Below are 20,215 nucleotides of genomic sequence, written 5' to 3' on the forward strand. Positions count from 1 at the left end.
TGGCGGACATGACCGACGACGTCGACGCCCCCGGCGCACGTCCCGCGTCGGGCGGGGACGTGGTGCGCGCCCTGGCGTCCGGTCTGGCGGTGCTGCGCGCGTTCACCCCGGACACCCCCACGCTCTCGGTGAGCGAGGCCGCGACCGCCGCGGGGGTCACCCGGGCCACGGCGCGGCGCATGCTGCTGACGCTCACGGAGCTCGGCTACGCCGTGCAGGACGGGCGGCGGTTCGCGCTGACCCCGCGCGTGCTGGAGCTCGGCCACGGCTACTGGTCCGGCCGGTCCGTCTCCGAGATCCTCCGGCCGATCCTCACCCAGGCCTCGCAGCGCCTGCACCAGTCCTGCTCCGCGGGCGTGCTCCACGGGGCGCACCTGATGTACATCGCGCGTGTGCACACCGAGCGGATCCTGCGGGTGAACCTCGACGTCGGCACGCGCCTGCCCGCGTTCACCACGTCCATGGGCCGCGTGCTGCTGGCCGACCTGCCCGAGGACGAGGCCTGTGCCCTGCTCGCAGGCGCCCCGCGCACCCCCGCCACGGAGCACACCCTCACGGACGTGGACGCGCTGATGGCCGAGCTGGCGCGCGTGCGGGAGCAGGGCCACGCCGTGGTGACCGCGGAGCTGGACGCCCATCTGAGCAGCGTCGCCGTGCCCGTGCGCGACGCCGAGGGGCGAGTGGCCGTGGCGATCAACACGGCGCTGTCCCTCGGGCCGGACCATCGCGACCCGGGCGCGCGCCGGGCGGCCCTGCGGACCGGGGCCCGCGTGCCGGCGCCGCGCACGCCGGAGGTGGCGGCCGCCGTCGTGCAGGCCCTGCCGGTGCTGCGCGCCGCCGCGGACGACGCCGAGGCCGCCCTGGCCGCGCTCCAGCGCTGAGCGCCCACCCCCTTCAGCACTCCCCGCACCCGCATCCGCACCAGCACCAGCACCCGCCCCCGCGAATCGACTGCGGTTCTGACCCGTCTGAGGCCCGGAACGGCCGCCAGAAGGGTCGGAAGTGCAGTGGATTCGGAACGGGAAGGGCAGGGTGGGGGGTCAGGCCGGGAAGCGGCGGAGGTACTCCTCGAGGGAGTCGTCCGGGCGGTCCATCCACGGCACCGGGTGCGCCGCGGCCAGCGTGCCGGTCACGGTCGAGCGGTGCCGCCGGTCGCGGAACGTCCGGACGTCCTCGATCCGGGCGTCGCGCATCTCGAGGAAGGTGCGGGCCACCGCCTCGACGTCCACCTCCGGGCAGTCCGTGTGGGAGGACAGGTCCTGGATGTACGCGCCCTGGTAGGCCAGCGCGGCCGGCGGCCCGTCGATCCGCGTCATCCGCTCGAACCAGGCGTCCATGTCGGCCCGACGCTCCTCATCGCCGGGCACCGGGACGCGGCCGAGCAGCACGTCGCGGGCGAAGAAGGCCTGCGCGTCCAGGAGCGTCAGGGTGAACAGCTGCTGGGTGGCACCCAGGTAGAGCACGCGCGGGTCGGCGTGCCAGACCACGCCCTTCCACAGCCCGAACGGGGCCAGCAGGTTCGGGCCGGCCAGCGCCAGCTCGCCCGGCAGGAAGGGGTAGTGGTGGCGGTAGCCGGTGCACAGCAGCACGGCGTCGTACTCGGCGGTGGAGCCGTCCGCGAAGGTGACCTCCGCACCGTCGAACCCCTGCACCTCGGGGGCCTCGTCCATGCCGGCCGGCCACGCGATGTCCTGCGGGCGGGCACGGTAGGCGGTGGTCACGTGGGCGGCGCCGGCGCGGTGCAGCTGCAGGGCCAGGTCCTGCCCGGAGTAGGAGGAGCCCACCACGAGCACGCGACGGCCCGTGTACGGCTCCGGGCTTCGGTAGTCGTGGGCGTGCTGGACCTGCCCGGGGAAGGTCTCCACGCCGGGCCAGGACGGCAGGTGCGGGGTGTGGAAGTGCCCGGTGGCCACCACGACGCGGTCGAACCGCTCGGTGACGGCCTCGCGCGTGACCAGGTCCTCCGAGGTCACCCCGAACCCGCCGTCGTCGAGCGGCTGCACCCAGCGGACGGCCGTGGCGAACCGGATCTGCGGGCGGATGCGCCCGGCCACCTCGGCCACCCGGCCCACGATGTAGTCCCGCATGGCCTCCCGCGGGAGGTACGAGGACACGGCGCGGCCGAAATGCGCATCGAACGGGTAGTCCGGGTACTCCATGCACTCCTTGGGCCCGTTGATCCACAGGTCCCGGTACATGGCGGAGTGCACGGGCTCGCCGTGGCGGTCCGCGCCGGTGCGCCAGTCCAGGTTCCACTGGCCGCCCCAGTCGTCCTGGCGCTCGAACGCCACGACCTCCGGGACCGCCGCCCCCGCGTCCTCGGCCAGGGCGAGGCTCCTCAGCAGGGCCATGCCGGACGGGCCGGCTCCGATCAGGGCGACGCGCTCACGCATGGGTGTCCTTCCGAGAGTGGGGGTGGGGCGGCTCGGCCCGACCGTAGCACCGGCCCCCGCGAATCGACTGCGGTTCTGACCCTTCTCCGGGGTGGAACGGCCGCCAGAAGGGTCACAAGTGCAGCGGGCCACCCGCACCATGATCGACCCGCCGAACGGGGCGCGGCGGACAAGGGTCACGGCCGCCACGGCCATGAGTCCGAGGCCGTAGAGGAGGCCGGCCGGGTCCCACATGCCCAGCACGACGCCGGACCCGGCGTCGGCAAGGTCGGCATCGTGCCGGGCGAAGACCTCCTGGGCCAGCTGGAACGCGATGCTCCGGGGAGTACTCCCAGCTTCCTCTACGGCATGCGATACTCCCATCATTCATTACTCAATTCACGCGCCGTGCATGGCAGCCGTTGGCCACAACGGCATGTGACATCACTGCGCCCTCCCGAAGGAGCATCGTGGCCCGCAAGAGCAATCCTGTGTATTACGACGCCAACGGCAATGTCGTGCAGCCCCCCGCGAAGAAGAAAGGGGGGTGTCTCAAGTACGCCCTGATCGGCCTGCTCGCCCTGATCGTGATCGCCGTCCTCGCCTCCATGATGGGCGGCGGTTCGAACAGCACCTCGGAGGGGGGCGGAGAGGCCGCCTCCCAGGGCGAGACCAGCTCCAGCGACGAGGCAGCCAAGGTCGGCCTCGGCCAGGAGTTCACCGTGGGCGACTGGGCCACGACCGTTGAGTCGGTCGATACGCCCGTCGCGAGCGTCGGCCCGTCCGGCTTCTCCACGGAGGCCCAGGGCGAGTTCGTGCCCGTGCAGATCAGCGCGAAGAACAACGCCAAGGAGGAGCGGACGTTCTTCGCCGACAGCGTGAAGCTCGTCAGCGCAGACGGGGCCGAGTACAGCTACAGCACGGACGCATCGATCTACGGCACCGAGAACGGCATGAACATCGAGCCGACCAACCCGGGCAACGTGGCCAGCGGCTACCTGTGGTTCGACGTTCCGGCAGGGACCGAGATCACCCAGGTCAAGGTCTCCGGGGGCGGCCTCTCCCTCGATCAGCCGGTGGTCGTCGAGCTCGACTGATCAGCGCGCAGACGAGGCCCCATGTCCTTCCCGGGCATGGGGCCTCGTGCGCGCTGTGAACGTTGCGCTCAGAGCGGCCTGCCCTCGGCGAGGTCGGCGTCCTCCTGGGCGAGCTTGAACGCGATGTTCGCCGCCGGCACGGAGGCGTAGACCGCGGTCTGCAGGAGGATCTCCTGGATCTCCTCCCGGGTCAGGCCGTTGCGCAGGGCGGCGCGCGGGTGCATGGCGCACTCGTCCCAGTAGCCGCCGGCCACCATGGCGGAGATGGTCACGGCTGAGCGCATCCGCCGGTCCAGACCGGGCCGCGTCCAGATCGTCCCCCATGCGTAGCGGGTGATCAGGTTCTGGAAGTCCTCGGTGGTGGCGTCCTTCCTCGCCTCGGCGCGGTCCACGTGGGCGTCGCCCAGGACCTCGCGGCGCACGGCCCTGCCCGCGTCGAGCACCTCCTGGGAGGTGCGGTCCATGTCGTGCCCGATGGGCTGCTCGGCGCTCATGCGCAGTCTCTCCTCGTGGTGGGGGCGTCGTCGTGCGGGGCAGGGCGGGAGGGGGCGGGCGGCTCAGCGCGCCGGGAAGGCGGCCAGGGCCGCGGCGGTGCGCTCGGGCTGCTCGAGGGGGGCCTGATGGGCGGTCTCGTCGAACACGTGGGTCACGGTGCCCGGCACCGCGGCGGCGATCTCCTCGCCCGCCGAGGGCGGGGTGACCTGGTCCGCCACGCCGTGGATCGTGAGGACGGGGACGGCGATCTCCCCGAGGCGCCCGCGCACGTCGAAGTCGGCCAGCGCCTCGCACAGGCGCGCGTAGGAATGGCGGTCCGCCTCCTGCAGGGTGTGCAGCAGGCCCGTCGTCCGCTCCGGGTGGGCCGCGATGAACCCGTCGGCGAACCAGCGCTGCGCCGAGCCCTCGACGAGGGTCGGGGTGCCGGCACGCTCCACGAGCTCGGCGCGCTCGCGCCAGGACCCCGCCTCGCCGATCTTCGCGGCGGAGCAGATCACGGCCACACCGGAGACGGTGTCCGCGTGGTCCAGGGCCAGCTGCAGCGCCACGCACCCGTTGAGGGAGACGCCCGCGAAGTGCACGGGCAGGTCCGCGGGAACGGTGCCGTCCTCCTGCAGCGCCTGCACGGCGGCGACGACGGCGTCCGCCAGCTCCGCCATCGAGAACGGCTCGGCGTGGGGCTCGGAGGCGCCGTGGCCGGGCAGGTCGTAGCCGACCACCACGGTGTCCTCAGGGAGCTGCTGCGCGGCGAGGCTCCACAGGGCCTGGACGCCGGTGCCGAGGCCGGCGCCGACCACGAGCACGCGGGCGGGGTCCTGGGCGGGCTTCAGGAGGGTGGTGGTGACACGGGGGGTGCTCATGGGCGGTCCTTCCTCTGCGGCGGCGCCGCACCCCGAGGGGCGCGGCCGGTTCTGACGGAGATGGTCTCAGGTGCGGGGCGGCGTCGTCGTGCCCCGGCGGGCGGCGAGGAGGCGGTCCACGAGGGCCTCGGCCTCCCCCGTGTAGGCGGCGGGGTCGAGGAGGTCGTCGAGGCGGGCGTCCGGAACGGACTCCGGGACCGCCGCGCGCAGCAGGGCGCGGAAGTTCCCCTCGCACGCCAGGGAGCGGTCCACGACGTCCTGGATCAGCCGCTTCCCGGAGCCCGGCTCGCCGGAGGCCTCGTCCAGCTCCGGAGCCAGCTCGGCCATGATCGGCTCGGAGACGAGCAGCGGGCCGGTGAGCTCCAGGTTGCGCCGCATGCGGTCCTCGTGGACGCGCAGGCCGGAGACGAGCTCGCGGGTCAGGGCCGCGGTCCCGCCGGTCACCCGCAGCAGGCGGCGCAGCGCGGGCCACTCGGCGTGCCAGGCCCCGTCCGGGCGCTCGTCGTCCGCGGCGCCGGCCGCCGTGTACACCCGCGCCGCGAGCCCGGGGGCGGACAGCGCGGCGGAGCGGATCAGCACGGAGAGCACGGGGTTCTGCTTGTGCGGCATCGGGGAGGAGCCGCCGCGGCCGGCCGCAAGCGGCTCACCGAGCTCGCCGTTCTCGATCCGCGCCGATGTCAGCACGTCGTTGGCGATCTTCCCGCACGCGGCCACGACGTCGGCCAGGGCCGCGGCCACGCCCGTGACGGCCATGCGGTTCGTGTCCCAGGGCCCGGCGGGGGCGGCGAGGCCCAGCTCGGCGGCGAGGTCCTCGACCAGGGTGAACGCGGTGACCTCGGGGCCGAGGGTCCCCGCGCGGTGCGCGCGGTCGACGTGCCCGGACAGGGAGGCCAGGGTGCCGGCGGCGCCGCCCCACTGGACGGGCAGGTCCGCGACGGCGGCGGCGAGCCGATCCGCGGCCTGGCCGAGGCCGTCGAGCCAGTTCGCGGCGCGCAGCCCGAAGGTGGAGGGCAGGGAGTGCTGGGCGAGGGATCGGGCGACCATCGGCGTCGAGCGGTGGGCGCGGGCCAGCTCCGCAAGCGCGTCCTGCGCGGCGGCGAGGTCCTCGGCCAGGATCGCGCCCACCCGGCCCACCATGACCATCAGCGCGGAGTCCACGACGTCCTGGCTCGTGGCGCCCAGGTGCACGGCGCGGGAGCCGGCCGGCAGCTGCGCGCGCAGCGCCTTCAGCGCCGGGATCAGGGGGGTGCCGCCGCCCTGGGCCGCGCGGGCGAGCGCGGCGAGGTCGTAGGCGTCCGGGTCGCCCGCCGCCGCGGCGGCCGCCGCCTCCGCCTCCGTGGCGAGCCCGTGCCGGGCGAGCACGCGCACCCAGGCCGCCTCGACGTCGAGCAGGTGCCCCAGGAAGGTGCGGTCCGCGGTGGCGGCCTCCGCCCGACTGCCGGCCCAGGCCGGATCCAGGAGGCCGACGTCGGCGACGGCGGCGAGGTCGGCGGCGGCTGAGGTCATGGCGGGCTCCTGGGGTCGGAGGGGTGGGATCGGGCTCCGGAGGCGGCGTCAGGCCCGACCCGTCCCGCGTGTGGGAGGGGCCGGGCCTGCGGCCGAGGCCGGCGTCAGTCGAGCTCGGGGTACTCGATGCCGGGGAACTGCAGGAACACGGTCTCCTTCGGTGCGTGCTCCCCGGGGCCCTGGATCCAGATGTCGAACTCGAGCGAGCCGTCGTCGTTCCGGGTGCCGATCAGGGTGCGACGGCGGTCCTCGTCGAGGGAGGTCAGGAACGCGTCCTGCACGATCGCCTCGGCGTCCTCGGGCAGGTACACGCGGGTGTGCAGCTTGTTCAGCAGGCCGCGGGCGAACACGACGACGTGGATGAACCGGGCGCGGTCCTCGTTCACCACGCCGGGCTCCACGGTGGAGAAGGTGTAGCGGCCCGCGTTGTCCACGGCGCAGCGGCCCCAGCCGGTGAAGGTGAAGCCGTCCTGGACGAGGGAGCCGTCCTCCTGCGAGATGACGCCCTCGGCGTCGGCCTGCCAGATCTCGATCATGGCGTCCGGGATCGGATCGCCGTTGCCGTCGTAGACGGTGCCGAACAGGCGCATCGCGTCCGCGCGGCCCGCGGGGACCAGCTGGTGGCCGTCGCGCCACGGCAGGTGGACCTGCTCGTAGCCGTTCGCGTAGCCGAAGAACGGGCCGATGGTCTGGCCCGGGGTGGGGACCAGCCTCCCGTCGGCGGTGCGCTCGGTGGTCTCGTCGATCCGCATCAGTGATCGCCCTCCTCGTCTTCCATCCAGGTGCGGTGGCTGCCCGTGAGCACGATGTCCCACCAGTAGCCGGTGTTCCACTCGTGGCTGGTCACCGAGTGGTCGTAGGTGGCCACGAGCCGGTCGCGGGCGGCCTGGTCCGTGATGCCCTGGTAGATCGGGTCCAGCGGGAACAGCGGATCGCCCGGGAAGTACATCTGGGTGATCATGCGCTGCGTGAAGTCCGTGCCGAACAGGGAGAAGTGGATGTGCGCCGGGCGCCACGCGTTGCGGTGGTTCTTCCACGGGTACGGGGCCGGCTTGATGGTGGTGAACTCGTAGGTCCCGTCCGCGCCGGTCAGTGTGCGGCCGATGCCCGTGAAGTTCGGGTCCAGCGGCGCGGGGTGCTGGTCCCGCTTGTGCACGTAGCGGCCGGCCGCGTTGGCCTGCCAGATCTCCACCAGCTGGTGGCGCACGGGGCGGCCGTCGTCGTCGAGCACGCGGCCGCGCACCTTGATGCGCTCGCCGATCGGCTCGCCGTTCTGGCCGACGGTCAGGTCCGCCTCGAGCGGGTGCACGTCGCGGTGGCCGAAGGCCGGGGACCACAGCTCCACGGTCTCGGGGTCGGCGTGCACGAGCGACTTGGTGGGGTGGCGGAACACCGACGAGCGATAGGGCGGGAAGTCGAGCCGCGGCTGGGTCTCGCCCTGGGCCTGGGCATGGACGGCCGCGATCTCTTCACTGATCTGCCCCTGCGAGTCGCGGGTGGCGGCTGGATCGAGCACGTGGGCGCTGTCGAACGTGTCGTCGTCCTTGGCCTGGGCGGCGATGCTCACGTCGGCTCCTTTCTCTGCGGGGTCGGGGATCGGTCGGGCTCAGGCGGAGGGCCAGCCGGTGTACTGCTCGGCGAGGAACTGCCGTCCGTAACGGGACTGGACCACGTTGCGGAGCTCACCGCGCACGCGCATGTCCTCGAACTCCGAGGCGTCCGGGCGGGCGTGGAGCATGGTGGTCATCCAGTAGGAGAAGTTCTGGTCCTTCCACACGCGGGTCAGCGCCGTCTCCGAGTAGGCGTCGAGCAGGTCGCGCGAGCCCGTGGCGGCCCACGACTCGAGCGCCTCGGCCAGGACGCGCACGTCCGCGAAGGCGAGGTTCAGGCCCTTCGCCCCGGTGGGCGGGACGGTGTGTCCGGCGTCGCCGGCGAGGAAGACGTTGCGGTGACTCAGCGGTGTGCGCACATAGGAGCGGAAGCCGAGCACCGTCTTGTCGATGATGGGGCCGGTCTTGAGGGTGAAGCCGTCCGGGCCGGCCACGATGCGCTGCAGCCGGTCCCAGATCCGGTCGTCGGACCAGTCCTCCACGCGGGTCGAGGGGTCGCACTGGAAGTACATGCGCTGCACGGTCTCCGAGCGCTGCGAGATCAGGCCGAAGCCATGCTCGGAGCGGGCGTAGATCAGCTCAGGCGAGGACTTGGGCGCCTCGGCGAGGATGCCGAACCAGGCGAAGGGGTACGCGTGGAAGTGGTCCTCGCCCTCGGTGTCGCGCTGGAGGGCCTTGCGGACGGTGGAACGCGAGCCGTCCGCGCCCACGAGGATGTCGCAGCGCAGTTCCTCGACCGGCCCCTCCTCGCCAGCGGCCACGGAGCGGAACCGGACGCCGGGGGTGTCCGAGTCGACGTCGAGCACCTCGAGCACCTCGGTCTCGAAGCGGACGTCGCCGCCGTCGCGCCGCCGCGCCGCGGCGAGGTCGACGAAGACCTCGTTCTGCGCGTACAGGGTGACCGTGGCACCCACGAGCTCCGGGAAGTCCAGGGCATGCGACTCGCCGTCGAAGCGCAGGATGATGCCGCGGTGCTCGTCGCCCACCGTCCTCACCCGGCCGTCGACGCCCATGTCCGTCAGCATCTCCACGCTGGGCTGCTCGAGGATGCCCGCGCGGTGGGTGTGCGCAATGGTCTCGGGGTCACGGGACTCGAGGACGACGTTGTCGATCCCCTGCCGCGCGAGCAGGTGGGAGAGCATCAGGCCGGCGGGCCCGCCGCCGACGATGCCGACGCGGGTGCGGGTCACGGGGGGCTGGGTCATGGCGTCCTTTCCGGGGGACGTCACCGGTCGGGCCGGGCGGGTCGGGCCGCGCGGCCGGGGCCGGCGGCGGAGGTCCCGACCATCCTGTGGCGCAGGACACGGCCCGCGCCCGGCCGTTCTCACTCAGTGAGAATGGCCGCCGAGTCCGCGGGCGATCCCCCGGGCGGCCGTCATCAGCAGGGGCGGCACCCCCGGGGTGTACGGCGCCTCGCGGGGGACGACGACCCCGAGCGCGGCCGCCGCCACGCCGTCGGCCCCGCGGACCGGCACGGCGACCCCCCGGGACTCCTCGTCCAACGCGCCGTCCACGGCCGCGTACCCCTCCCGCCGCACATCCGCCAGAAGCGCTCGCAGCCGCGGCTCGCTGGGCGTGGCCACCCGCGCCCGCACGCCCGCGGGCACCGCACGCCCCGACTCGAGGGGATGGTGATCCACGACGGCGCCGAGCCGGTCCCGGTGCCGGGCGATGAACCGCTCCGCCGTCTCGACCGGGGCGTGGGCGAGCAGCACGAGTCCCAGGGCGGTGGTGAACGGCGGCAGCCGACCCGCGACGTCCGCCTGGTTCACCACGGCCCCCTGGGAGGAGAGCCGGGCGAGCACGAGGACGCCGTCGTCGTCGAGGACCGCGAGCTGCGTGTGCTGCCGCAGGACCGACTGCACGTCCACGAGGAACGGCATGGCCGTCCGGGCCAGGGACATGCTCGGCGCGCTCCGGGAGGCCATCTCCCACAGCCGCAGGCCGGGCCGGACCACGCCGTCCTCGTCCTTCTGCAGCAGCTCGGCGCGCACCAGCCGGTCCACCCACCGATAGGCGGTGGCCAGGGGCAGCTCGGTGCGCCGGGCCAGGGCCGCCACGGTCAACACCGGACGCTCCGCGTCGAACGCGAAGCGGACCCGGATCAGCCGGTCCAACGTGCCGCTCGCGCCGGCCCGCTCACGTCAGGAAGTCGCGCGCGACCTCGAGGAAGCGGTCGTTGGCCTCCTTCTCGCCGATGCTCACGCGCACACCCTCGTCCGCGAACGCCCGGACGGACAGGGCCCGGGCCTGGGCGGCCTCGGCGAAGGCCTGCGTGCGCTCGCCGAGCGGCAGCCACACGAAGTTGGCCTGCGAGGAGGGCAGGTCCCAGCCAGCCTCGGCCAGGGCGGCGGCGACGCGCTCGCGCTCGTCGACGACGACCTGCACGCGCTCGAGGACCTCGTCCAGGTGCTCGAGCGAGGCGATCGCGGCCTCCTCCGCCACCGTGGACACCGCGAACGGGGTGGCCACGGTGCGCAGGGCCTTGGTGATCTCCGGCTGCGAGACCGAGTAGCCCACGCGCAGATTGGCGAGGCCGTGGGCCTTCGAGAAGGTGCGCAGCACGACGACGTTCGCGTGCTTGCGGTACATCTCCAGGCCCTTGACCGCGTCCTCGTCGCGGACGAACTCCACGTACGCCTCGTCGATGACCACGAGGATGTGCGCGGGCACGCGCGCCAGGAAGTCCTCGACCTCGGCGGTCGTGAGCACGGGGCCGGTCGGGTTGTTGGGGGTGCAGAGCAGGATCACGCGGGTCCGCTCCGTGATCGCCTCCAGCATGGCCGGCAGGTCGTGGCGGTGGTCCGCGGTGAGCGGCACCTGCACGTCCACGGCACCGGCGGTGCGGACCACGATCGGGTAGGCCTCGAAGGAGCGCCACGCGAAGATCACCTCGTCGCCCTCCCCCGCCTCGCCGTGGCCGGCGAAGGCGGTGATGACCTGGGCCAGGGCGCCGAGGGAGCCGGCACCCGTCACGACGTCGTCCGCCGGGACGTCCAGGTGCGCGGCCAGGGCCTGGCGCAGGCCGGTGGAGAGGGTGTCCGGGTAGCGGCAGAGGGTGCTGGGCGCGCCCTCCGGGCCGGTCACGACCTGACGCACCCGGTCGATCACGCCGGGCACGGGCGCGTAGGGGTTCTCGTTCGAGGAGAGCTTGTAGGGGTGCAGGCCCGGGACGGCGACCGGCGGCTTGCCGGCGGCGTACGGCGGCAGCATGCCGACCTTCTTGTGGGGCGCGACCACGGCGGGCGTCTGCTGTGCGTCATCAGTCATGGCCACCAGGGTAATGCGGGCCGCGGACGCTGTGATCCGCCGCACGGGCCCCGGACGCGGCGCCCCGGGGTTCAGGCTGCGCCGAAGGCGACGGCGACGGCCCGGGCCGCCTCACCGAGCCGGTCCCCGAGGCGCGCCGGGTCCTCCGGCCGCGTCGCGTAGACCACGGCGAGGGCGGCGGGCAGCTGGCCCGGGACCCGCAGCGGCACGGCCACCGAGGAGACGCCGGTGATGACCTCGTCGGAGCTGACGGCCCAGCCGCGCTCCCGCACGTCGTCGAGCTCGGGTCGCTCGGGCGGGGCCTCGCCGGGCAGCCGCGCCCACTCCTGTCCGGTCAGGGCGACGGCGATCGCCATCCCCGGCGCACCGACCCCGAGGGGGTGCCGGGTCCCCGGCCGCTGCGTGACGAGGTTGCCGCTGGGCGGCTCGGCCGTGGCCAGGGTGAGGCAGTGGGCCCCGTCCCACACCACCAGGAACGCGGTCATGCCCAGGTCGGTGGAGACGGCGGTCAGGTGCGGCATGGCCGCCGCGCGCAGATCCTGCTCCACCCGGCGGGCGAGGACGGCCAGGCCGGGGGCGGCGTGGACGCGGCCGAGGCCGTCGCGGCGCAGCAGGCCGTGGGCCTCGAAGGTGCGCAGCATGCGGTAGGCGACCGAGCGATGGACGCCCAGGCCGTCGGCGAGGTCGGCGATGGTGGGCGGCTCGGGCGCCTCCACGACGGTCTCGAGCAGGGTGAGCGCGCGGGAGAGCGTCTGGGAGGGTGCGCCCTCCCGGACCGGGCCGCCGTCGTGCTCTGCCATCCGTGCTCCTCGCCTCGCGTGCCGGACGTGACGCGCCCGGGGCGTGGTCGGCCCGCGCACCGGTTGTGAACCCTGTCACGTCCGCGTACAGTCTGGCACACATGTGTTCCCAGGGGGAACACCGTGTTCTCTGAGAGAACACGCCGTCGGGTGGCACGCGCGCCGCGCAGCGACATCCCCCGCAGCGAAAGGACCCCCATGCTCTTCCACCACCACGGCTATGTCTCCACGAACCCGCGCGTCCAGGTGGCGGCCGGCATCGGCCTGGACCGCCCCGCCGAGCTGCCGGACGAGATGGACGTGCTGATCGTCGGCTCCGGCCCGGCCGGCATGATCGCCGCCGCCCAGCTCGCGATGTTCCCGGACGTCCACACCCGCATCATCGAGCGCCGCCCCCACCGGCTCGAGATCGGCCAGGCGGACGGCATCCAGGCCCGCTCCGTGGAGACCTTCCAGGCCTTCGGCTTCGCGAGCGAGATCATCGACGAGGCCTTCGACCTGACCTCCATGGCGTTCTGGAACCCGGCCGAGGACGACGCGGACACGATCGTGCGCACCTCGCTGGCCGAGGACGACCCGGAGGGCGTCTCCGAGTTCCCGCACCTGATCGTGAACCAGGCCCGCATCCTGGACTGGTTCGCCGAGTACATGAAGAACTCCCCCACCCGCGCGCGGCCGGACTACGGCTGGGCATTCGAGACCCTCGAGGACACGAACGACGGCGAGCACCCCGTGCTCGTGACCCTGCGCCGCACCGTGGACGCCGAGGGCCACGCCCTCGAGGACCCCGCCTCGGGCCCGACCCGCCAGGTGCGCGCCAAGTACGTGGTGGGCGCGGACGGCGCGGGCTCTCGCGTCCGCAAGGCGATCGGCCACACCCTGACCGGCGACGCCGCGAACCACGCGTGGGGCGTCATGGACGCGCTGGCCGACACGGACTTCCCGGACATCCGCACCAAGTGCGCGATCCACTCGTCCAGCGGCTCGATCCTCCTGATCCCCCGCGAGGGCGGCCACCTGTTCCGCATGTACGTGGACCTCGGCGAGGTCCCGGCGGACGACGACCACAAGGTGCGCCAGACCCCGCTCGAGGAGATCATCCGCCGGGCCCAGCAGATCCTGCGCCCCTACACGCTGGACGTGAAGGAGGTCGCCTGGCATTCGGTGTACGAGGTGGGCCACCGCCTCACCTCGGGCTTCGACAACCGCGAGCGCGTGGCCCACCCCAACGTGTTCCTGCTCGGCGACGCCTGCCACACCCACTCCGCGAAGGCCGGCCAGGGCATGAACGTGTCCATGCAGGACGGCTGGAACCTCGGCTGGAAGCTGGGCCAGGTGCTCTCCGGGATGGCCCCGGTCGAGCTCGTGCCGACCTACTCGGAGGAGCGCAAGGAGATCGCCAAGAACCTGATCGACTTCGACAAGGAGTGGTCGACGCTCATGGCCAAGCCCACCTCTGAGCTGGGCGACCCGAACGAGGTGGCCGAGTTCTACACGAAGACCGCCGAGTTCCCGGCCGGCTTCATGACGGAGTACCAGCCCTCCCTCCTCACCACGGACGCCACCGGCCAGGCGCTGGCGCAGGGCTACCCCATCGGCAAGCGCTTCAAGTCGGCGCTGGTGGAGCGCTCGTGCGACACCAACGTCAAGCACCTGGGCCACCTGCACCGCGCGGACGGCCGCTGGCGCGTCTACGTGTTCGCCGACGCCGCCTCCCCGCGCGCCGAGAATTCGAAGGTGGCGGCGTGGGCGAAGGCGATCGTGGAGGACCCGCGGTCCTTCCGCAACCGCCACACCCCGTCGGACGGGCCGGAGGACGCCCGCTTCGACATCAAGGTCGTGTACCAGCAGAAGCAGACCGAGTTCGCCCACCCGGACGTGCCGTCGATCTTCCGGCCGACCACCGGCTCCCTCGGCCTGCACGACCTGAACAACATCTTCGCCACGTGCCGGCCCACGCACGGCGAGGACATCTTCGAGGCCCGCGGCATCAGCCGTGACGGCGCCGTCGTCGTGGTCCGCCCGGACCAGTACGTCTCCGGCGTCTTCGGCCTGGACGAGGTCGACCGCCTGAACGCGTTCTTCGCGGGCGTGCTGCTCGACGCGAACTGAGCAGGCGGCGGCGGGCGCCCCGCCGCCGGTGCGCTCACCGGGATCCCGGGGGCAGGTGGTCCCGCTCGGGCGGCGTGCGGCGCAGTCGCACCGCCCGGCTCGAGGCCACGGTGCCGGCGGTCAGCCCGGCCAACGCGGCGGAGAGCCCGGCGACCTCCGCCCGGGATGCGGGCTCGGCGGCCTCGAACTGCCGGATCAGGTCCACCTGGACGTCGAAGTCGTGGGCGGCGTCCAGGTCACCCTTGACCGCCAGCGGAGAGCCGGTCCGGAAGCCGCCCCCGGGCCCGTCCCACCCGTGGCCGGCCGGGTGGAAGACCACCTCGGCCCGGCGCGCCGAGACGGGGGTGGGCGCCCCGTCCGCGGCGACGGCCAGGTCCCCGTCCGCGGAGAACTCCAGCACCGCGGTCCGCCCGGTCTCCACCGCGTTGCCGGACGGCGCCGCGACCGTCATGACGCCGGTCACGGGGTACACGGACGTGAAGTCCTCGCGCCCGGCCAGGTTCACGGCGTGCACCCCGCCCTGGGAGTAGCCGGCCAGGACGAGCGGGGCGCCGTGCGGGACGTCGGCCGCCTCGAGCGCCGCCCGCACCGCCGGGGCCGTGACCTCGGACTCGGAGCCGAGGGCGTCCAGGAGTCCGCCGGCGTCCCACGGGTCGGTCGACTCGGGATCCGGGATCAGGCCGCCGCGGGTGCCCGGCAGGCCCACCACCCAGGCGCGGCTCCCGTTCTCTCGCACCACCTCCGTGACCGTGAGGTCGCCGTCCCCCTCCTCGCGCGGGATGAGAGAGGCCAGCCCCGTGGCCGAGCCGTCCAGCAGGGCGGGCGCCGTCGGCCGGTCCTGCGGCGCCCCGTGCGGGGTCACCGCGCCCCGGGGCGCCGCGCCGGCGAGGGTCAGGGCGTCCGCCGCCACGGTCCACGCCTCGTCCGGGGAGACCCGCAGCGCCTCGGTGAGGTCCGACGCGGCATCCGTCCCCTTCTTCGCCGCGGAGGAGACGGGCCGCTTCAGCACGAGCTTCTGCGCCCTCGTCAGCATCTTCACGTCGATCCGCGCCAGGGCCGCGAGCAGGGGGAAGCCGGCGGCCGTGAGCATGGCGGCCACGATGGCCTCGGGCACCGCCTGGACGAGGTCCTGCACGAGCCGCTCCGCCTCGCGGGTGGTGAGGCCGTCATGGCCGTCCCGCCAGAGCAGCGCCGGCAGCTCCTCCAGGGAGGCGTCCTCGGCGGCCATGATGCCGGCCGCCGCGCGCTCGGCCTCCTCGTAGCGGGCCGCCGCGGAGAGCAGGTCGCGGTGCAGCTCGGCGCACTGCTCCGACAGGCTCCGCACGCGACCGACCGCCTCCGCCAGCCGGTCCTGCAGCAGGGCGGCGGAGGCGAGCCACGTGGCCGATCGGCCCAGCCCGAAGGCGGCCGCGTCGACCTGCCACGAGGCTCCGGCCGCCTCTTCGGCGGCGTGCTCGTGCCGCCCGGCCACGACGCGCATCTCCTCGGCCTCCGCGTAGATCGAGCCCGGTCCGCCGTGCGTGCTGAAGGCCACCGCCCCCGGGCCCGCACCCCGCCCGCCGGTCATGCCGCCACCGCCAGCGAGCGCAGGACGGCCAGCGCCGCCTCCTCGGCCGCCCGCTGCCGGGCCTCCGCGTTCCGGCGCGCGTCCTCGGCGTCCCGCTCGGCGGTGGCCCGCAGGGCGAGCCACTCCCCGGCCTCCCGTTCGAGCTCCGCCGCCAGGGCCGCCGCCCGCCGGACGGCCTCCCCATAGGCGCCGGCGGCCTCCCCGCGCCATGCCGTGTGCATCGCCGAGCGCACGTCCGTGGCGGCGCTGACCAGCCCGCCCAGCGCCGTGCGCAGCTGCGTCTGGGCCACGGCGAGGTCGGCGAGGGCCTGCTCGGCGGCCTCCCGCTCGCGCCGGGCGGGGTCGGCCCACGCGACCAGGCGGGCGGCGTCGTCGTCGAGTCCGACGGCCCGCAGGGCCGTGGCGATCTGCTGAGGTCCGATGAGGGGTGACATGCGGCCACCGTAGGGAGGGCCCGGGCCCCGCGACTGCGGCGAGGGGCGATCCGGGGATGGGGGACGCCGTCGGGACGCCTGTGCAGGAGCCAACCCTCTCGCACCGTCCCGGCGGCCGCGTCGCACCCGGGTCGCGCCGGCTTCGGCGTGTTGACCGAGGTCACACCCTGGCCTATTCTGAACGAGCGGTCAGTAATTCGATGCGCCCCGGTGCGCCCTGACCACGGAACCAGCCCGCACTCAGCGTGAGGTGATCCCCATGACGCAGACCAGCTCCCCCCAGCACCTGGCCTCCGTCCCGTCCCCCGAGGATGCGGCCGGCCAGGAGAACTTCGATCGCCTGATCGCGGAGGACTCACGCATCGAGCCCCGCGACTGGATGCCCGAGGCGTACCGCAGGTCCCTGACCCGCCAGGTCTCCCAGCACGCGCACTCCGAGATCATCGGCATGCAGCCGGAGGCCAACTGGATCACCCGAGCCCCCTCCCTGAAGCGCAAGGCGATCCTCATGGCCAAGGTCCAGGACGAGGCCGGCCACGGCCTGTACCTGTACTCCGCCGCCGAGACCCTCGGCACCCCGCGGGACGAGCTGAACGCGCAGCTGCTCTCCGGCCGCGCGAAGTACTCCTCGATCTTCAACTACCCGGCCCGCACCTGGGCGGACATGGGCGCGATCGGCTGGCTCGTCGACGGCGCCGCGATCTGCAACCAGGTGCCGCTGTGCCGCGCCTCCTACGGCCCGTACGGCCGCGCGATGGTGCGCATCTGCAAGGAGGAGTCGTTCCACCAGCGCCAGGGCTGGGAGATCCTCTACGAGCTCTCGCACGGCACCCCGGAGCAGAAGCAGATGGCCCAGGACGCCGTGGACCGCTTCTACGGCCCGGCCCTGCAGATGTTCGGCCCGCCGGACGAGGACTCCCCCAACTCCCGCCAGTCCATGGCGTGGAAGGTCAAGCGCTTCTCCAACGACGACCTTCGCCAGCGCTTCGTGGACATGATCGTCCCGCAGGCCGAGGCCCTCGGCCTCACCCTGCCGGACCCGGACCTGAAGTGGAACGAGGAGCGCGGCCACTACGACTTCGGCGAGCTGGACTGGGACGAGTTCATGTCCGTGATCAAGGGCAACGGCCCCATGAACACCCAGCGCATGGCCCGCCGCATCCAGGCCCACGAGGAGGGCGCCTGGGTCCGCGAGGCCGCCGCCGCCTACGCCCGCCGCCAGGCCGAGCAGAACGCGCCGGCCGAGACCCACCTGATCGGAGCCTGACCCATGAGCGAGACCACCGCCGCCTCCCACGCCTGGCCCCTGTGGGAGGTCTTCGTCCGCGCCAACCGCGGCCTCTCCCACGTGCACGCCGGCTCGCTGCACGCCCCGGACGCCACCCTGGCGCTGCGCAACGCGCGTGACCTGTACACCCGCCGCAACGAGGGCACCTCCGTGTGGGTCGTCCCGGCCGAGGCCATCGCGGCCTCAGACCCGGACTCCAAGGGCGGCTTCTTCGAGTCCGCGCAGGGCAAGTCCTACCGTCACGCCACCTACTACCAGCAGTCCGAGGGGGTGCCGCACCTGTGAGCTTCGCGACCAACGACTCCGCCACGAGGCACTCCGCGGGCGTGGCCATCACCGCCGAGGAGATCGCGGCGGGCGAGCAGAAGGCGAGCGACGACGTCGCCCGCTACGCCCTCGCCCTCGGTGACGACGCCCTGATGCTCGGCCAGCGCCTGTCCTGGTGGATCTCGCGCGCCCCGGAACTCGAGGAGGACATCGCCCTGGGCAACATCGCCCTGGACCTCGTGGGCCACGCCCGCTTCCTCCTCTCCTACGCCGGCACCGCGTGGGGCAAGACCGAGGACGAGCTCGCGTACTTCCGCGACGAGGAGGAGTTCCGCTCCGTCCGCCTCGTGGAGGCCGAGAACGGCGACTTCGCCAAGACCATCGCCCGCCAGCTGTACTACTCGTTCTACTCGTACGAGCTGTACACCCGCCTGCGCGAGTCGGCCGACCCCACGCTCGCCGCCATCGCGGACAAGGCCCTCAAGGAGGTCCTGTACCACCAGGACCACGCCGCCCTGTGGCTGCAGCGCCTGGGCCTGGGCACCGAGGAGTCGAAGCGCCGCATGCAGCGCGGCCTGGACGAGCTGTGGCCCTACGTGGCCGAGCTTTTCCACGACGACGACGTCGTCCGCGCCCTCGCCGAGCAGGGCGTCGCCGTGCTGCCGTCCTCGCTCGAGGAGCCCACGATGACCCGCATCCGCGCGGCCATCGAGGAGGCCGGCCTGACCGTGCCGACGACGGGCACCGCCCGCGGCGGCGACCGCTCCGGCGCCATGAGCGAGTACCGCGGGTACATCCTCGCGGAGATGCAGTCCCTGGCGCGCCGTCACCCGGGAGCGACCTGGTGACCACCGCCAGCGAGCTGCGCCCCGCCGATCCCGCCGATGCGCGGGTCTGGGATGCGGCCTCCACCGTGCACGACCCGGAGATTCCCGTGCTGTCCATCGCGGACCTGGGGATCCTCCGGGAGGCACGGGCCGAGGGCGAGAGGGCCGTCGTCGTCATCACGCCCACCTATTCCGGCTGCCCCGCCATGGACACCATCACCACGGACGTCACCCGCGCGCTCGAGCGCGCCGGGTTCCCCGACGCCGAGGTGCGCCTGGCGCTGCAGCCGGCGTGGACCACGGACTGGATGACGGACGAGGGCAAGGCCAAGCTCAACGAGTACGGCATCGCCCCGCCCGTCGCGCGCACCACGGACGGCCCGGTCATGATCGGCATGGCCGTGAAGTGCCCGCGCTGCCACTCCCTGAACACCCGCGAGATCACCCGCTTCGGCTCCACCTCCTGCAAGGCCCTCTACACCTGCCGGGAGTGCCTCGAGCCCTTCGACTACTTCAAGGTGCACTGATGACCGAGACCACCGACGTCCCCACCACCGGCAAGCGCCGCGCCACGTTCAACACCCTCGAGGTGTCCGAGCTGCGCCGCCTGACCGACGACTCCGTGGAGATCACCTTCGCGGTGCCCGAGGAGCTCGCCGACGACTACGACTACGTGCCGGGCCAGTACGTGGCCCTGCGCAAGGAGCTCGACGGCGCCGAGGTGCGCCGCTCCTACTCGATCTGCGCCGTCCCGAAGCGCGGCGAGATCCGCGTGGCCGTGAAGAAGGACATCGGCGGCAAGTTCTCCACGTGGGCCAACGAGAGCCTCGAGGTCGGCGAGAAGATCGACGTGATGAACCCGCAGGGCGCGTTCACGTCCCGCACGCACGTCACCTCTCTCAACGACGCCCAGAAGGTGGCGGCGGAGAAGGTCGCGGAGAAGAAGGACACGCACCTGGTGGCGTTCGCGGCCGGCTCGGGCATCACCCCGATCATGGCGATCGCCAAGGCCGTGCTCGCGGCCTCCGAGACCTCGCGCTTCGACCTGGTCTACGCGAACCGCTCCGCCATGGACGTGATGTTCGCCGAGGAGATCGGCGACCTCAAGGACAAGTACCCGGCCCGGTTCACGGTGCACCACGTGCTCTCCCGCGAGCAGCGCGTGTCCCCGCTGCTCTCCGGCCGCATCGACGAGGACAAGCTCACCACCCTCCTGGACCGCGTGATCGACGTGGAGGGCACCGACGAGTGGTTCCTCTGCGGCCCGTTCGAGCTCGTGCAGCTCACGCGTGAGACGCTCGCCGCCCGCGGCGTGTCCGAGGACGACGTGCGCTTCGAGCTGTTCACCACCGGCCGTCCGGAGAACCCGCAGGGCCACTCCGGACGTGTCGTCGAGGTGGACCCGAAGGGCGACAACGTGACCATCGAGTTCAACCTCGACGGCCTCACCGCCAAGGTCGAGTCCCCCAAGTCCGCCCACGAGACCGTCCTCAACGCGGCGCTGCGCGTCCGCTCGGACGTGCCCTTCGCGTGCGCCGGCGGCGTGTGCGGCACCTGCCGCGCCAAGGTCGTCGACGGCGCGTACGAGATGGACGAGAACTACGCGCTCGAGAAGGACGAGGTGGAGAAGGGCTACGTGCTCACGTGCCAGACCCGCCCGACCTCCGACTCGATCACGCTGGACTTCGACGCCTGAGCGCCCGCCCACGA

20 protein-coding genes are annotated in these 20,215 nt (G+C 73.2%); 8 read left to right on the plus strand and 12 right to left on the minus strand.

Annotation, left to right across the window (positions count from 1 at the left end; translation table 11 throughout):
* Window positions 1-8: 8 nt before the first annotated feature.
* A complete protein-coding gene (locus tag ACUW6W_RS08945) occupies window positions 9-881 on the plus strand; it encodes an IclR family transcriptional regulator domain-containing protein (RefSeq protein ID WP_020624471.1) in 873 nt (290 codons plus the stop codon).
* A gap of 159 nt (window positions 882-1,040) precedes the next feature.
* On the opposite strand, the gene ACUW6W_RS08950 is transcribed toward ACUW6W_RS08945, so the two are convergent.
* Entirely contained in the window at window positions 1,041-2,393 is a 1,353-nt protein-coding gene (locus ACUW6W_RS08950; protein WP_020624472.1) for an NAD(P)-binding domain-containing protein, read from the minus strand.
* A gap of 449 nt (window positions 2,394-2,842) precedes the next feature.
* Here ACUW6W_RS08950 and ACUW6W_RS08955 point away from each other — a divergent pair, with 449 nt between their 5' ends.
* Window positions 2,843-3,469: a DUF4352 domain-containing protein gene (locus tag ACUW6W_RS08955; protein ID WP_129867092.1), complete on the plus strand. Its 627-nt coding sequence runs from the start codon at window positions 2,843-2,845 to the stop codon at window positions 3,467-3,469.
* 68 nt (window positions 3,470-3,537) lie between these two features.
* Here the strand turns inward: ACUW6W_RS08955 and ACUW6W_RS08960 are convergent, their stop codons facing one another.
* The 9 genes from ACUW6W_RS08960 to ACUW6W_RS09000 all read right to left on the minus strand — a co-directional run bounded on the left by ACUW6W_RS08960 (window position 3,538) and on the right by ACUW6W_RS09000 (window position 12,010).
* On the minus strand, window positions 3,538-3,963 hold the full coding sequence (locus tag ACUW6W_RS08960) for a carboxymuconolactone decarboxylase family protein (RefSeq protein ID WP_044658774.1): 426 nt from the start codon (window positions 3,961-3,963) through the stop codon (window positions 3,538-3,540).
* Window positions 3,964-4,026: 63 nt separating this feature from the next.
* On the minus strand, window positions 4,027-4,824 hold the full coding sequence (locus tag ACUW6W_RS08965) for an alpha/beta fold hydrolase (RefSeq protein ID WP_020625038.1): 798 nt from the start codon (window positions 4,822-4,824) through the stop codon (window positions 4,027-4,029).
* Window positions 4,825-4,890: 66 nt separating this feature from the next.
* Entirely contained in the window at window positions 4,891-6,330 is a 1,440-nt protein-coding gene (locus tag ACUW6W_RS08970; protein ID WP_454180132.1) for a lyase family protein, read from the minus strand.
* 104 nt (window positions 6,331-6,434) lie between these two features.
* Window positions 6,435-7,082 (minus strand): protocatechuate 3,4-dioxygenase subunit alpha, encoded by a 648-nt coding sequence (pcaG, locus tag ACUW6W_RS08975; protein ID WP_020625037.1) that lies wholly within the window; start codon window positions 7,080-7,082, stop codon window positions 6,435-6,437.
* Window positions 7,082-7,891, minus strand: a complete 810-nt coding sequence (gene pcaH, locus ACUW6W_RS08980; RefSeq protein WP_196489408.1) for a protocatechuate 3,4-dioxygenase subunit beta — start codon at window positions 7,889-7,891, stop codon at window positions 7,082-7,084. Before pcaH ends, pcaG begins: the two co-directional genes overlap by 1 nt.
* Before the next feature lie 45 nt (window positions 7,892-7,936).
* Window positions 7,937-9,145, minus strand: coding sequence for a 4-hydroxybenzoate 3-monooxygenase (locus ACUW6W_RS08985; RefSeq protein WP_036316631.1), 1,209 nt, complete (start codon window positions 9,143-9,145; stop codon window positions 7,937-7,939).
* A gap of 123 nt (window positions 9,146-9,268) precedes the next feature.
* Window positions 9,269-10,057 (minus strand): IclR family transcriptional regulator, encoded by a 789-nt coding sequence (locus ACUW6W_RS08990; RefSeq protein WP_036339040.1) that lies wholly within the window; start codon window positions 10,055-10,057, stop codon window positions 9,269-9,271.
* A gap of 22 nt (window positions 10,058-10,079) precedes the next feature.
* On the minus strand, window positions 10,080-11,210 hold the full coding sequence (locus ACUW6W_RS08995) for a histidinol-phosphate transaminase (protein ID WP_186299336.1): 1,131 nt from the start codon (window positions 11,208-11,210) through the stop codon (window positions 10,080-10,082).
* 71 nt (window positions 11,211-11,281) lie between these two features.
* Window positions 11,282-12,010, minus strand: coding sequence for an IclR family transcriptional regulator (locus tag ACUW6W_RS09000; protein WP_020624880.1), 729 nt, complete (start codon window positions 12,008-12,010; stop codon window positions 11,282-11,284).
* A gap of 198 nt (window positions 12,011-12,208) precedes the next feature.
* Here ACUW6W_RS09000 and ACUW6W_RS09005 point away from each other — a divergent pair, with 198 nt between their 5' ends.
* Window positions 12,209-14,122 carry an FAD-binding monooxygenase gene (locus ACUW6W_RS09005; RefSeq protein WP_206481319.1) on the plus strand — a complete coding sequence of 638 codons (1,914 nt, stop codon included), beginning with the start codon at window positions 12,209-12,211 and terminating at the stop codon, window positions 14,120-14,122.
* Between the two features lie 34 nt (window positions 14,123-14,156).
* Here ACUW6W_RS09005 and ACUW6W_RS09010 read toward each other — a convergent pair whose 3' ends face one another.
* A complete protein-coding gene (locus ACUW6W_RS09010; protein WP_044658770.1) occupies window positions 14,157-15,689 on the minus strand; it encodes a hypothetical protein in 1,533 nt (510 codons plus the stop codon).
* Window positions 15,686-16,123: a hypothetical protein gene (locus tag ACUW6W_RS09015; RefSeq protein ID WP_044658769.1), complete on the minus strand. Its 438-nt coding sequence runs from the start codon at window positions 16,121-16,123 to the stop codon at window positions 15,686-15,688. The genes ACUW6W_RS09010 and ACUW6W_RS09015 overlap by 4 nt, the downstream gene beginning before the upstream one ends.
* A gap of 259 nt (window positions 16,124-16,382) precedes the next feature.
* Between ACUW6W_RS09015 and paaA the strand changes: the two genes are divergently transcribed.
* The 5 genes from paaA to paaE are packed head-to-tail and all read left to right on the plus strand — an operon-like array spanning window position 16,383 to window position 20,201.
* A complete protein-coding gene (gene paaA, locus ACUW6W_RS09020) occupies window positions 16,383-17,390 on the plus strand; it encodes a 1,2-phenylacetyl-CoA epoxidase subunit PaaA (protein ID WP_144859535.1) in 1,008 nt (335 codons plus the stop codon).
* 3 nt (window positions 17,391-17,393) lie between these two features.
* Window positions 17,394-17,696, plus strand: coding sequence for a 1,2-phenylacetyl-CoA epoxidase subunit PaaB (paaB, locus tag ACUW6W_RS09025; protein WP_020624884.1), 303 nt, complete (start codon window positions 17,394-17,396; stop codon window positions 17,694-17,696).
* Window positions 17,693-18,526, plus strand: coding sequence for a 1,2-phenylacetyl-CoA epoxidase subunit PaaC (gene paaC / locus ACUW6W_RS09030; RefSeq protein ID WP_041102600.1), 834 nt, complete (start codon window positions 17,693-17,695; stop codon window positions 18,524-18,526). The genes paaB and paaC overlap by 4 nt, the downstream gene beginning before the upstream one ends.
* Window positions 18,523-19,032 (plus strand): 1,2-phenylacetyl-CoA epoxidase subunit PaaD, encoded by a 510-nt coding sequence (gene paaD / locus ACUW6W_RS09035; protein ID WP_049146511.1) that lies wholly within the window; start codon window positions 18,523-18,525, stop codon window positions 19,030-19,032. Before paaC ends, paaD begins: the two co-directional genes overlap by 4 nt.
* Window positions 19,032-20,201, plus strand: a complete 1,170-nt coding sequence (gene paaE / locus ACUW6W_RS09040; protein ID WP_061866839.1) for a 1,2-phenylacetyl-CoA epoxidase subunit PaaE — start codon at window positions 19,032-19,034, stop codon at window positions 20,199-20,201. The genes paaD and paaE overlap by 1 nt, the downstream gene beginning before the upstream one ends.
* The last annotated feature ends 14 nt before the right edge of the window (window positions 20,202-20,215 follow it).

The sequence above is a fragment of the Micrococcus sp. 093350064-1 genome (assembly GCF_053627955.1).